Source organism: Arthrobacter sp. MA-N2 (assembly GCF_000517125.1).
GTDB classification, from domain to species: Bacteria; Actinomycetota; Actinomycetes; order Actinomycetales; family Micrococcaceae; genus Arthrobacter; species Arthrobacter methylotrophus.
In genome coordinates, this window is the sequence record NZ_KI912155.1 from 3,274,272 (window position 1) to 3,286,673 (window position 12,402).

A 12,402-nucleotide genomic window follows, 5' to 3' on the forward strand; every position below is an offset into this window, starting at 1 on the left:
TCTGTAGAAACTTCGAGACGGAAGGCTGGCGCCGTGCGGAAACTGATCTACGGCATGAATCTGACCTTGGACGGCTACATCGCTGCGGCCGGCGACGACATCGGGTGGAGCGGGCCGAGCGAGGAACTGTTCCAATGGTGGCTCGACCAGGAGCTGGCCAGCAGCCTGTCGCTGTACGGCCGGAAGCTCTGGGAGACGATGAGTTCCTACTGGCCGACCGGCGACCAGCAGCCCAACGCCACCCCGGCGGAGATCGAGTTCGCGCGGAACTGGCGGGACACGCCGAAGGTGGTGTTCTCCTCGACAATCGACAAGGTCGACTGGAACACTCGCCTGGTCACGGGCGACGCGATCGCCGAGATCACCCGGCTCAAGGCCGGGGACGGCGGCCCGATGAGCGTCGGCGGAGCAACGCTGGCCGCTGCTGCCATGCGGGCCGGACTGGTCGACGAGTACGTCCTGGTCACCCATCCGGTCCTGGTGGGCGGCGGAACTCCGTTCTTCACCTCGCTGGACAGCTGGGTGAACCTGAACTTGGTGGAGACGCGGACATTTCCCGGCGGGGTGGTCCTGGCCAGATACGGGACGAGGCGCTGAGAGCGGTTCCTCCGTTCTGACCCCGAAGGCCGCGTGTTCACCGCGTCCATGGCCCCTGCCGCACATATGATCGGTTCATGACCGCTGAAGTCGAATCCGAAACCGTCTTCGTCCCGGCCGTGCAACTGGACGGACAGATGAGCATCAATGACGTCTTGCTTGAGTTGGGGCGGGAGCCCGTGGTGTACCCGTCCGCGAACGCCGACGCCGGCGATTTCCACATTTTCTAGGCCTCGGCTGAGGTCCATCCCGCCGTTTCGAGGCCAACCGCTCATGGAGGTACTGGCAGGGACTCCCTCACGTCACCCCAAGCTCACTATCGTTGAGCCATGGACAACCGGAACGACGTTCGCGATTTCCTCGCCTCCCGGCGTGCAAAGATCACGCCCGATCAGGCGGGTCTGCCCACGTCCACCGGCAACCGGCGGGTGCCGGGACTTCGCCGCGGCGAAGTAGCAGCCTTGGCCGGAGTCAGCGTGGAGTATTACACCCGGCTCGAACGCGGAAACCTTGCAGGCGTGTCCGAGAGCGTGTTGGAAGCATTGGCCCGGGCCCTGAATCTAGACGACGCCGAGAGCGCACACCTGTTCGATCTGGCGCGCACCGCGGGAACAAGCAAGCGGCAGCGCCGGACCGCGCCACAGCACGTCCGGCCAAGTGTCCAGTTCGCCCTTGACGCAATCACTGACGCGCCAGCGTTTGTTCGCAACGGCCGCATGGATATCCTCGCCGCCAACAAGCTCGGCCTGGCACTGCACTCCGAGATGTATGTCAGTCCTGTCCGGCCAGCCAACTACGCGCGCTTCATTTTCCTGGATGAAGAACGGGCGCGGCGGTTCTTCCCGGACTGGGAACTCGCGGCAAACAACATGGTGGCCATCCTTCGTACCGAGGCTGGCCGGGACCCCTTCGACCGCGGATTGAGCGACTTGGTGGGCGAGCTCTCCACCCGCAGCAATGAATTCCGCAGCCGTTGGGCCGCGCACAACGTCCGCCGCCATTACACAGGGTTCAAGCAGTTCCACCACCCGGTGGTGGGCGAGCTCCGCCTGCTGTTCGAGGCGATGGAGCTCTCGGCCGACACCGGTCTCTCCTTGTTCATCTACCCGGCAGAACCCGGCTCGCCTTCCGCCGATGCCCTACGCCTCCTCGCGAGTTGGGCAGCCACGCAGGAACTGGCAGAACAACCCCGGTCCGGCGTGTCAACGCCCGAAGCCGGCAGGCTTCCCTAGCTCACGGACGCGGATCCCGCCGCGCTTCCCCATCTCCTTCGTCATCGCGCCGTTCCGGAGAACCGTCGCCCCTGCCCGACGCCTCGTCGCGCCTGCCGGAATCGCCGCCGTCGGGGTCCAGGGCTTCCGCACGCCGGAGCCGGTCCTGCGAGATCTGGTTGGCCCGCTCGGAATCCTTTTGCTTCTTCATGGCTTCGTTGTGCAGCCGCTCCGCCTCGCTCTCCGCGCGGTGCGCGTCTGCCTCGGCACGAGCCGCTTCCGCCCTGCGCTCGTGTGCCCCGAGGGCGTCAGTCCGGGCTTGTTCGCGGAGTTGCGCTGCGCGTTTGCGGTCAGCCGCCGCCTTTGCCCGGCGTCCAAACAGCACGACGGCGACCACGATGGCGATCACCAGGATTGCCACTATGATCCAGATCCATTGTTGCCCGTCCATGTCCAGCCTTCCTCAACGTTGACTGTGTTCTCCGCGATACCGCGCCGTCCCGATGCGCCGACGCGCACCGTGCGGTTGGCCGCCAAGGATCCTTCCTCGGACGGGCCGCGGATGTTGGTTTCTTGAGTCAACATCCTCGGGTACGGCATCGCACGAGTGGCGTGTACTTGTTTTTCACCATGGGAAGCGCCGCTATTCGGCACCTTGGGGACGCGTGCCGGCCTCGAACGTCAAAGCTGGCTCGTCCGGCGTGGCGAGGGTCAGTACAGCTTCCTCAACCGTCTCGTGGTCCTCGAGTTCCCGCTCGACACGGCGCAGGGCCACCGCGACATCATGCTCCCGAAGATCACCCTTGATGTCCACGGCTGCCACCAAGTACAGCTTTCGCGGTCCCACAAACTCCAGGTGCAGGTACGTCAAGCGTTCGATCTCCTCGTGTTCCAAGACCCGGATTGCCATGGATTTCTCTAGTTCCGGAGTAACGCCCTGGCCCACGAGGAAACGCCGATTACGGTCTATCAGGACCACGGCGATGACCCCGAGAAGGATGCCGACGAGAATCGACCCGAGCGCGTCCGGCAACGGCGATCCCGTAAGTTGGTGCAGGGACACACCCGTGAACGCGATGATCAGTCCTATCAACGCAGCGCTGTCTTCCGCGAAGACAGCACGCATTGTTGGATCAGAACTCTTCAGAACCTGTTCCAAGGTGCGGCGTTTTAGCCGCTGTGCAGACTCGTGGGCCTGCCGGAACGCTTGAACGAACGAGGCGCCTTCCAGAGCGAGAGCGATGGCAAGAACGACGTAGGCGACCACGAAATCGCCGGCCGGTTCCGGCGCGAAGAGCTGCTGGACGCCGTGCATCACCGACACCACTGCGCCCGCGGTGAACAAGCCAAAGGCAGCGAACATGGACCACACGTACGCTTCCCTGCCATATCCCATCGGATGGGCTGCGTCCCGCCGCTTCGACGATCGTCTCTCGGCAACGAGAAGGAAAACCTGGTTTCCCGTATCTGCCCAGGAATGTGCAGACTCCGCGACCATGGAGGCGGATCCCGTCAGGATGGCCGCAACTGTCTTTGCCGTGGCAACAAGAAGATTTGCCACAAATGCCAAGATCACGGTCATGAGCGATGAAGACGGCATCTTGACCTTCTTTTTGTGGCCCATGGAACTTACCGTACCCAATACAGCCGGGATCTGTTCCACAGCGCCCCGTCCCTGGCGGCGCCGGGACCTAACCGCGGGCGAGCAAGGTTCGGAGGGTCCGGGCATTGCGGACGGCATTCCCTCCTCCGTCGTTATTGAAATACACGAAGACATCCTTGCCCATGGCCTCCCATTCCGTGATCCGGTCCGCCCACCAGCGGAGGTCCTGTTCGGAATAGGAGCCGCCATAAAGGTTGTGGTGGTCAGGACCGTGCATCCGGACGTAGACGAACGGCGCGGTGGCCCGAAGTATGCAAGGGAGCTGCGCTCCGCTCATGATGCAGTAAGCCGTTCGGTAGCGCTCGAGCCTGGCGTAGATCGCGTCGTCATTCCAACTGTCATGGCGGAATTCGACGGCGACACTTATCCACTCCGGGAGCATGTCGAGGAAATAGGCCAGACGCCCGTCGTCGCGCTCCATACCGGGAGGAAGCTGGACCAGCAGTACTCCGCGCCGCGCCCCGAGTTCGTGCCAAGCCGAGGTAATTCGCCCCACCCAGGCCTCGGGGGCGTAGAGACGCTTCCCATGCGTCAAACCACGGGGAGCTTTGACTGAAAGGACGAATCCTTCAGGCAGCCGGTGCCGCCAGCTGGCAAAGGACGCATCACGCGGCCAACGATAGAAGCTCGCGTTGAGTTCGACCGTGTCGAACTCCTTGACGTAATAGTCGAGCCTGTTGCGCGAGGCGGTTCCCACAGGATAAAGCACGTGCTCCCAGTGCTCGTAACTCCATCCCGACGTCCCAACCCGAGTTCCCACGCTGCCTCCATCCACCGGGATTGAGCCTATGGTCCACGTCACTATATAAGTATGCTGATGATATCCGGAGTGATGAAGGGTGGGCGAAGGACAGATGCGATCGGGGTCTATTCTTGGGCTGATCGTCGTGATTTGGCTCGTCATAGGAGCGGTGGCCGCCGGCCAGCGTGGCTATTTCAATGCGGTTCCTGCTCAGTGTTCCCAGTTCGCGACGATCACTTTGAATATCGTCGCCGGTCCGCTGAATTACATGGGGCTGAACCCGGTGGCAGGTTGCGAGCTGCCGCGGCCGTCATGAGCCAGCAGGAGGATCCGTTGGCCGCCGGGCCGGAGGCCGACACCCGACACGAATCCAGGGACCAGCGGATGGACCGCAACTGGAATGAGCTGCTCCAGGAGTTGCGCGTCCTGCAGACCGGAGTGCAGCTCATCGGAGGCTTCCTGCTGACGCTTCCGTTCCAGCAACGATTTGGCACGTTGACCGAGCTGGAGAACTGGTTATACCTCGGCTTGGTGATCCTCGCGACCATGACCACCGGCCTGATGCTCGTTCCGGTCAGCCTGCACCGGCGACTCTTCCAGCACCACGTCAAGTCCCGCCTGGTGTCGGCGGGCGACAAAATCGTCAAGGCCGTACTTGCATGCGTTGCCCTGCTGATCGCGGGATGTGCAGGATTGATCTTCAGCGTTGTGCGGGGGCAGGAGGTCGGCGCGCTGGCCGGATTGGGCATTTTGGTGGCGCTCGCTGCACTCGTTCTGCTGTACCCGCTTTTGGCCTGGTCTCCAAGGTACAGCCGTCCGGAATGGGAACGGGATCGGAAACCGGCCAGTGGCCGGCCCTGATTTCCGAAGCGGGAATCGCCTGGTGCGGGCCTCCTGGATTCATATAGTAAGTTTACTGAGCAATTTGGCCGAATCCATGGACAGGGGCCGTCCGGCCTACTAGTTTCGATGTGGTAGCAGCTCACGCGAGCGTCGAAATGCCGACGAAGAAGGTGATCATGAACCAGCCAGAATCGCATCAAGCCCCAATGGAACAAGCAGGCAGCACCTGGCTTTCCCCGCCGAAGGACCCACGTTCGGCCTACCACACGGGATCATTTCCACAGCAGGAACAGAAGCAGCCAGGAGTGACCGGGCAGATGGAGCCCGTTCCGGACCACGGCGAGGCTTCCTACACGGGCTATGGCCGGTTACTGGGAAAGGCAGCCCTGATCACGGGAGGCGACTCCGGAATCGGAGCAGCCGTTGGCATCGCCTTCGCCAGGGAAGGCGCGGATGTCGCATTTTCCCACCTACCGGAAGAAGCCGAGGACGCACGACACACCACGGACTGGATCCGGAAAGCGGGAAGCAGGGCGCTGCCCCTGCCGGGTGACGCCCGGTCCGAAGAATTCTGCCAGTCCACGGTGGAGCGCGCATTGACTGAATTCGGCCGGCTGGACATCCTCGTTCTGAATGCCGGATACCAAAAGAACCGGGAAGGTCTTGACACCTTGCCCACCGAGGAAATGGACAGGGTTTTCAAAACCAACCTTTATTCCCTGATGTGGACGGCCCGCGCGGCGCTCCCGCATCTGAAGGCCGGAGCATCGATTATCGTCACTGCATCTATCCAGGCATTCAACCCGTCACCGCAACTCATCGACTACGCGATGACGAAAGCGGCGCAAGTGGCTTTCACCAAGGCCCTCGCGCAGGAATTGGGACCCAAAGGCATCAGGGTAAATGCCGTGGCCCCGGGACCTATTTGGACGCCGTTGATTCCCGCAACGGAATGGCCGGACAAACTACCGGACTTTGGCCAGGACACCCCTTTGGGCAGGGCGGGGCAACCAGCGGAACTGGCTCCTGCCTATGTCCTCCTTGCCTCCGACGAAGCGTCCTACATCTCGGGCGCCGTTTTGCCGGTCACGGGAGGAAAAGGCCTCTAGGGACCGCTCTCTGGGTCTCCCTCGGTTTTCGATCAGAAGGTTCACGCAGCACGGAAAGGACAGCATGGACATGGACAAGCAGCATTCAGCGGAGCAAGAGGCAGCTGGAGGCTACGGAACGCCGACGCCGGAACAAGAAACAGCAACGCCCGTCAACCAGCAGGCCAAGCCCCAGGACCAGAATCGCCACCCCGGATCGACATCAGAGGCAAGCGGCGAAGGTTCAGCCTCCGTGCCCTCAGCCGATGCAGAGTTGGACGAGTCCAACACCGACTCAACCGAGGCCGGCCAGCCGTTTTCCTCTGAGCCGAAAGGCGATGCAACTGGTCTCCCGGACGACAAGTCGCCCAAGGATGATGACGAAGAACGATTCGACGCGGGCTGATACCGCAGCAAGATTGCCAACCACTCACCAATCCGAAGGAGCATGAAGATGGCTACCGTTAACCAGACAATTGACGTGGACGTCCCTGTATCTGTGGCATACAACCAATGGACGCAGTTCGAAACTTTCCCGGAATTCATGAAGGGCGTCGAGGCCGTAGAGCAGATCGACGAAACCGCGTTGCAATTTTCCACCAACGTCGGCGGCGTCAAGCGCGAATTCAATGCCCAGGTCTTGGAGCAGGTTCCGGATTCCTTAGTCAGTTGGGCAAGCGTCGACGGTCCCCGGAACGCAGGCTCGGTGCGCTTCGAAGCACTTGGCGCAACACGCACCCGCGTTATCGTGGAAATCGAGTGGGAGCCCGAGAGTTTCGCCGAAAAAGCCGGCTCGATTGTCGGCATCGACGATCTGCGGGTTTCCGCCGACCTGGACAAGTTCAAGAAATTCATCGAAGAGCGGGGCCGGGAAACGGGCGCCTGGCGCGGCTCCGTGACAAGCGGCGACGTCGATGACAGCGGCGAGGCGTCCGGCGTCGGCGCCCCCTCGGAACTGCCAGCCGTCGATCCCGATCTCACCGCTCCCGCCGCCGCGAACACGGCCGACGTCGAGGCGTCCCTGCGGGGCCCCTCGGCGACAGGCGAGGAACTGGGCGTCGGCCAATACACCGAGGGCGACTACGGCAAGGAAAGCGTCCCCGAGGTTCCCGTCGAAAAGATCCAGGGCGACTACACTACCGAGGAACCACCGGCGGTCCCTGCCGACGAGCGGGACAATCCGGGGAGCAAACCATGAGCGAATTCCCTCCCGATCCCACGCGAGAACCAGACCCCACCCGGGAACCCGGCCCCGCACCAACTCCGGAGCCCGTACCCCTACCGGAGCCGGGACCGACGCCCGTCCCGTCCCCGGGCCCGGAACCCCAACCGGGCCCCCGCCCCGGAACCCCCGAACCGGTCCCCCTGCCTGAGCCGGGCCCTTCGCCCGTCCCGAACCCGGACCCCGATCTTCCCTTCCGGCCTACGCGCCCCCTGGGAGAACCACCGCTCACGATGGGGTAGCCTTCCGCGGATCGGCGGGACCACTAATTGGTGAATTTCTAGGAAGCGAGAAAGTGATGGGATTTTTTGGATTTCTGCTGCTTGGGCTGATCGCCGGAGCTATTGCCAAGCTGCTGATTCCCGGCAGGCAAGGCGGCGGAATATTGATCACCATGCTCCTGGGCGTCATAGGAGCCATACTGGGCGGATGGATCGGGGGTCTGATCTTCGGCGGCGGCCTGCAGGAATTCTTCTCGCTCCGGACGTGGTTGCTTGCCATCGGCGGGTCGATCATTGTGCTCCTGATTTACGGGGCTGTCGTCGGCAGGAGACGTCGGATATAGGCCTTTCCACGAAACGGAGCCAACGCCATGGCCGTGAAGCTCAACAAGAAGGCATTCGATCATGCCAAGGAACTCATCAAGGACAGCAAGTTTGTCCTTGATAGCCGGGACGATTGGAGCGAACACGCGCCCTCGACTCAAGACCAGAACAAGTTCCTTGATAGGAAGGGGAGCGCTGAATATTCGGCATGGTTTCTCGGCATAGATGATGAACATCCGGAAGGCCAGAAAGGCCACTACAAATTTCCCTACGGGGACTTCAAACGCATTCACCGGTGTGCTGTTATTTCAGCCGAAAGCAGGGCCAGTCAATACGACTATGACGATATCCGCCGGGCCCTGGGAGATTTGCTCCAGCAGTTGGACGAGCACTGAGCAGTGAACGCGGCAGAGTCCGCGGCGCACGAAAGGCGACGGGCATGTTAAACGAGCGAAAAATACCTTCCACGAGCCTGGAGGCCGAAGAAGCCAATTTCATCCGGGCTCTTGCCGCGCAATTGCGTGTGGACTCCATCCGGTGCAGCACCAGCGCCGAATCGGGCCACCCCACGTCCTCCCTGTCCGCCGCGGATCTCATGGCCGTCCTCCTCATGCGGCACCTGCGCTACGACTGGGAGCGTCCGTCGTTACCCAACAACGACCACCTCATATTCTCGAAGGGACACGCGTCCCCGCTCCTGTATTCGATGTATCGGGCCGTCGGCGTAGTCGACGAAGATGAGCTGCTCAACACATATCGCCGGTTCGGTGCCCGGCTGCAGGGCCATCCGACCCCGCTACTGCCGTGGGTTGACGTGGCGACCGGCTCCCTGGGGCAGGGATTGCCGGTTGCGGTCGGGGTGGCCCTCGCAGGACGCTCGCTGGACAAGCTGCCCTTCCACACCTGGGTGTTGTGCGGAGATAGCGAACTCGCCGAAGGGTCCATCTGGGAAGCCATCGACAAGGCGGCCTACTACAACCTCGGCAACCTCACCGCCGTCGTGGACGTCAACAGGCTCGGCCAGGACGGCCCTACCGAACTCCAGTGGGACATGGAGAGTTACGCCAGGCGGGTGGAAGCGTTCGGAGCCGAGGCCCTCATCATCGACGGTCATGACCTTGGCCAGATCGACGACGCCCTGCGCCGGGCGCACAACGGTTCCGATCAGCCGACCGTCATTCTGGCCAAGACGATCAAGGGCAAAGGGGTGCCCGAGATCGAAGATAAGAACGGTTGGCATGGAAAAGCCCTCCCGGCCGACATGGCGGAGAAAGCCATCGCAGGGCTCGGCGGACCAACCAGCCTCCATGTGTCCACACGTCTTCCGGAGGCCGCCGACCCCGCGATCACGCCGGACGCCAGGGCCGCGGTCACGCTTCCCCAGTGGAAGATCGGCGACGAAGTGGCCACGAGGGCTGCCTTCGGGGCCGCCGTGACCGCGCTTGCCGCCCGTCCCGAAGTGGTGGTTCTGGATGGCGAGGTAGGCAATTCGACCCATGCCGGGGAATTCAAGGAGGCCGCCCCGGAACGGTATTTCGAAATCTTCATCGCCGAGCAGCAACTCGTCGCGGGCGCCGTCGGCCTCTCGGTCCGCGGCTACGTGGCCTTTGCCTCGAGTTTCGCGGCCTTCCTGGTTTCGCGGCCGTACGACTTCATCCGCATGGCGGGAGTGTCAGAGGTCAGCATCCGGCTCGTCGGCACGCATGCCGGAGTGGAAATCGGGCAGGATGGTCCTTCGCAAATGGCGCTCGAAGACATCGCCGCCATGCGGGCAATCCACGGTTCCACGGTGCTTTATCCGGCCGATGCCCCGTCCACCGCCCAGCTCGTCCGGGCCATGGCTGATATTCCAGGAATTTCCTACCTGCGCGCTACCCGTGGAGCCTATCCCGTCATCTACGGGCCGGACGAACAGTTCCCCCCCGGCGGGTGCAAAGTCCACGGTGCCAGCCCCGACGACCAAGTGGCACTCATCGGAGCCGGCGTCACCCTTCACGAATGTCTCTCAGCCGCCGGGGAACTTGCCAAGGAGGGAATCAAGGCCCGCGTTATCGACCTGTACTCCCTCAAGCCGATCGACGTCGACGCCGTCCGGCAGTCCTGCCTCGAAACCGGGGGACGGATTGTTGTTGCCGAAGACCACTACGCTCAAGGCGGCATCGGTTCGGCCGTACTTGAAGCTCTCGCAAGCGCGAACACTCCCAAGCTCCACATTGCGCTGCTCGCAGTCCGGGAACTGCCGGGCTCCGGCGAACCCAAGGAATTGCTGAACGCAGCAGGTATTTCCGCACGCCACATCGTTGCCGCAGCCCGTGGACTGCTCATGGACTGACCGCGCAGGCCACGAATGCCGGCCCCGGCGTAGGGTGAATGAACCTAGACTTTTGCCGTTTTGGGGGTCGCGACCGAGCTCCGCCGGATAAGCCGGGCTGAGAACTCAACACCGCTGGCGAGCTTCCGGCCCTCAATTTGCCTGATCAGGGAGGTGGCGGGATCCGGCATGAGAAGAAGACCGCGGCTGATATTCCGGATGGAATCTTCGTCTCCGGAGGCTCCGGTCCCCCAAAGTTTTCGCGTCACAAACCATCGTTTCCAAGCCATATTCAGGCATCTGTCGCTCAAGCCATGAACAATCCGATCACCCTCATTACTATCATAGTGAATGGGGGCGAATTCCGGACTCAGCTGGGACTTGCCGGAATGGAAATCGGGAGCTGGCAGTGTCGGAACCTTTGGAATCTCAAGACCCACTCGTCGAGCCGGAACCGGTTCTGGTTGCCGGGGGCAACAGCGACAGTCTGGCGGCCCTGCGTGAGCAAGCTCAGGACATTATTGACGAAGTCCTGAATGAAACCGAGCCGAGCGGGGAACATCTCCGGGCAAAACTCCGGTCCAGCATTGCCCGACACCCTGGATTCCCCGAACTGGCACTGCTCGAGCACCTGATGAACAGGGCCAGTGGCAACTGACTCCCCTGGGGTTGCACACGTTTTACACAGGGTTTACTCACGCGGTCTTGTTAGCCTCAAGGCAGTCAGCACAGACTGAATATCATGTGAAAAACGATTCACGGTGGTTGTTCAAACAGAGCAGCGGGCGAGGAATGCAGTGATGCTCCGTCCCGCTCCTAGTGAAGTCGCTACGGAGCAGGATCCGCAGACCGGGAGGTAGCAGTGGCCGGAATATTCGAAGTGTTTGTTGACGGGGAGTCCTTATTCAGGTTCCGCCTCAAATCACCTGACGGAATGGTTATTGCTGTTTCGACGCCGTTCAAGGACAAGCCCGCAGTGGTCGCCGGCATCGCCGCTGCGCGCGAGTGTGCAGGCATGGGACTGGTCACCGACCTTTGCCCAGCCGCGGGCGTACGCGAACCGGCCGCAACCGTCCTTCCGAGCGAAATTCAGGACCGACGGCGCACTGGGGGACTTACCTGGGTCTCAGCAGGCAAGATGCGCCGCCGGCCGTTTTGGTCCAGCCCCAATTCTTCCACTGTTTTCCCGTGATGCACAGCAAGGTTGGGACCTCACTTGCCTCACGGGCCTGAACCCGGACTCTGCGGCCAGCGGTGAAGTGAGGGATGGGACAGCTCCGGGGATCCCCCTGATGGTCATGTCCGTGATCGTGTAGTTGCCGTTTGCGTTCGTTCGTTTGAGTTCTTGTTGTTGCTTGGGGCTGAGTCTGGGTCGCGGGCGCGGGCGCGGAGTTTTCCCTTGGCGTCAGCAATGGCCGTGCCCTCGCGTGTGCGCCTGCGCAGAAGGTCCACTTCGAATTCTGCGAAGGCAGCGAGGATGTTGAAGAACATCTTGCCGGTGGAAGGAGCAGTGAGGTCGTAGGTTTGCCCGCCGATAGAGAGGTCACCGTGGCTGATCGGGCCAGCGTGTCCAGTTTCGCCACGATCAAGGTATCCCGGGGTCCAAGGAGGATCGGTACGGAATTTCAGGCTAAGCGGTCCTGCGGTGTCGCCTGCGTGTTTGATGGCACGGTAGACGGTTGAACACGCTATCGCGAAGAATTCGGCAAGTTCCACCGCCGTGTGTGTCCCTGCTCGGTGAACGGAGACCGGGTGGGCTTCCTGTGTTTTGGAAAGCTTGGGCTGTTTCCCCCGAAGGCGGCCCTTTCCCCTTGGCGACCGCCATGCCTTCCAGGGTCCGTGCCAGGACCAGGTCGGCTTCGAATTCGGCGACCATGGCAAGGACGTTGAAGTTGAAGAGGAGCCGGCCTACAGGGATCGGTGGGGTCCTGGACGGAGCAGCCGATGCTGAGCTTGACCTCGCGGCGGGTGAGTTCGTCAACGATGTCTTTGCAGCGCCCAGCGACCGGGCCAGTCGGTCGCGTTTGGTCACGACCAGGGTGTCCCCGGCCCGGCAGGCTGCCAGCGCTTCCCTGAGTCCCGGCCGGGCGCGACCGGCGCCGGTGAGTCCTTGGTCCGTGAACGCCTTCTCTGGTATCACCCCAAGAGCAACCAGGCGCTTTTCTGGGCGGTGAGGTCTT

The 12,402-nt window shown here is 62.3% G+C and carries 17 protein-coding genes; 12 read left to right on the forward strand and 5 right to left on the reverse strand.

From position 1 onward, the window contains the following. The first annotated feature begins 33 nt into the window (after positions 1 to 33). From A3M3_RS0116010 to A3M3_RS0116020, 3 genes are all read left to right on the forward strand, one after another. A complete protein-coding gene (locus A3M3_RS0116010) occupies positions 34 to 597 on the forward strand; it encodes a dihydrofolate reductase family protein (RefSeq protein WP_028267179.1) in 564 nt (187 codons plus the stop codon). Between the two features lie 77 nt (positions 598 to 674). After that, the gene (locus A3M3_RS28175) at positions 675 to 827 is read left to right on the forward strand and encodes a hypothetical protein (protein ID WP_155854402.1); all 153 of its coding nucleotides are present in this window, start codon (positions 675 to 677) and stop codon (positions 825 to 827) included. A gap of 99 nt (positions 828 to 926) precedes the next feature. Beyond that, complete coding sequence (locus tag A3M3_RS0116020) at positions 927 to 1,829, forward strand: helix-turn-helix transcriptional regulator (RefSeq protein ID WP_028267180.1); 903 nt, start codon at positions 927 to 929, stop codon at positions 1,827 to 1,829. A 1-nt stretch (position 1,830) separates the two neighbouring features. On the opposite strand, the gene A3M3_RS25500 is transcribed toward A3M3_RS0116020, so the two are convergent. From A3M3_RS25500 to A3M3_RS0116035, 3 genes are all read right to left on the reverse strand, one after another. Further along, positions 1,831 to 2,259 (reverse strand): hypothetical protein, encoded by a 429-nt coding sequence (locus A3M3_RS25500; RefSeq protein WP_051423229.1) that lies wholly within the window; start codon positions 2,257 to 2,259, stop codon positions 1,831 to 1,833. 192 nt (positions 2,260 to 2,451) lie between these two features. Further along, the gene (locus tag A3M3_RS0116030; RefSeq protein WP_028267181.1) at positions 2,452 to 3,432 is read right to left on the reverse strand and encodes a cation diffusion facilitator family transporter; all 981 of its coding nucleotides are present in this window, start codon (positions 3,430 to 3,432) and stop codon (positions 2,452 to 2,454) included. 67 nt (positions 3,433 to 3,499) lie between these two features. Next, positions 3,500 to 4,231 (reverse strand): DUF72 domain-containing protein, encoded by a 732-nt coding sequence (locus A3M3_RS0116035; RefSeq protein ID WP_028267182.1) that lies wholly within the window; start codon positions 4,229 to 4,231, stop codon positions 3,500 to 3,502. Between the two features lie 294 nt (positions 4,232 to 4,525). On the opposite strand from A3M3_RS0116035, the gene A3M3_RS25505 reads away from it, so the two are divergent. The 9 genes from A3M3_RS25505 (at position 4,526) to A3M3_RS27585 (ending at position 11,414) form a co-directional block, all read left to right on the forward strand. Continuing rightward, entirely contained in the window at positions 4,526 to 5,074 is a 549-nt protein-coding gene (locus A3M3_RS25505) for a DUF6328 family protein (RefSeq protein WP_051423230.1), read from the forward strand. 188 nt (positions 5,075 to 5,262) lie between these two features. Continuing rightward, positions 5,263 to 6,165, forward strand: a complete 903-nt coding sequence (locus A3M3_RS0116050; protein WP_028267184.1) for an SDR family oxidoreductase — start codon at positions 5,263 to 5,265, stop codon at positions 6,163 to 6,165. A 70-nt stretch (positions 6,166 to 6,235) separates the two neighbouring features. Further along, positions 6,236 to 6,550 carry a hypothetical protein gene (locus A3M3_RS0116055; protein WP_231497286.1) on the forward strand — a complete coding sequence of 105 codons (315 nt, stop codon included), beginning with the start codon at positions 6,236 to 6,238 and terminating at the stop codon, positions 6,548 to 6,550. A 48-nt stretch (positions 6,551 to 6,598) separates the two neighbouring features. Continuing rightward, on the forward strand, positions 6,599 to 7,342 hold the full coding sequence (locus A3M3_RS25510; RefSeq protein WP_081736923.1) for an SRPBCC family protein: 744 nt from the start codon (positions 6,599 to 6,601) through the stop codon (positions 7,340 to 7,342). 322 nt (positions 7,343 to 7,664) lie between these two features. Beyond that, positions 7,665 to 7,931: a GlsB/YeaQ/YmgE family stress response membrane protein gene (locus A3M3_RS0116065; protein ID WP_028267186.1), complete on the forward strand. Its 267-nt coding sequence runs from the start codon at positions 7,665 to 7,667 to the stop codon at positions 7,929 to 7,931. A 27-nt stretch (positions 7,932 to 7,958) separates the two neighbouring features. Continuing rightward, complete coding sequence (locus A3M3_RS0116070) at positions 7,959 to 8,306, forward strand: hypothetical protein (protein WP_028267187.1); 348 nt, start codon at positions 7,959 to 7,961, stop codon at positions 8,304 to 8,306. Positions 8,307 to 8,350: 44 nt separating this feature from the next. Continuing rightward, entirely contained in the window at positions 8,351 to 10,243 is a 1,893-nt protein-coding gene (locus tag A3M3_RS0116075; protein WP_035741908.1) for a transketolase, read from the forward strand. A gap of 388 nt (positions 10,244 to 10,631) precedes the next feature. Beyond that, complete coding sequence (locus tag A3M3_RS0116085; protein ID WP_051423231.1) at positions 10,632 to 10,880, forward strand: hypothetical protein; 249 nt, start codon at positions 10,632 to 10,634, stop codon at positions 10,878 to 10,880. Positions 10,881 to 11,102: 222 nt separating this feature from the next. After that, positions 11,103 to 11,414 carry a YegP family protein gene (locus A3M3_RS27585; protein WP_331280372.1) on the forward strand — a complete coding sequence of 104 codons (312 nt, stop codon included), beginning with the start codon at positions 11,103 to 11,105 and terminating at the stop codon, positions 11,412 to 11,414. A gap of 104 nt (positions 11,415 to 11,518) precedes the next feature. On the opposite strand, the gene A3M3_RS29025 is transcribed toward A3M3_RS27585, so the two are convergent. Together A3M3_RS29025 and A3M3_RS25525 are read right to left on the reverse strand one after the other, a co-directional pair. After that, positions 11,519 to 11,938, reverse strand: a complete 420-nt coding sequence (locus tag A3M3_RS29025; protein WP_028267191.1) for a recombinase family protein — start codon at positions 11,936 to 11,938, stop codon at positions 11,519 to 11,521. Then, entirely contained in the window at positions 11,853 to 12,362 is a 510-nt protein-coding gene (locus A3M3_RS25525) for a recombinase family protein (protein WP_197023275.1), read from the reverse strand. The genes A3M3_RS29025 and A3M3_RS25525 overlap by 86 nt, the downstream gene beginning before the upstream one ends. Positions 12,363 to 12,402 lie beyond the last annotated feature (40 nt).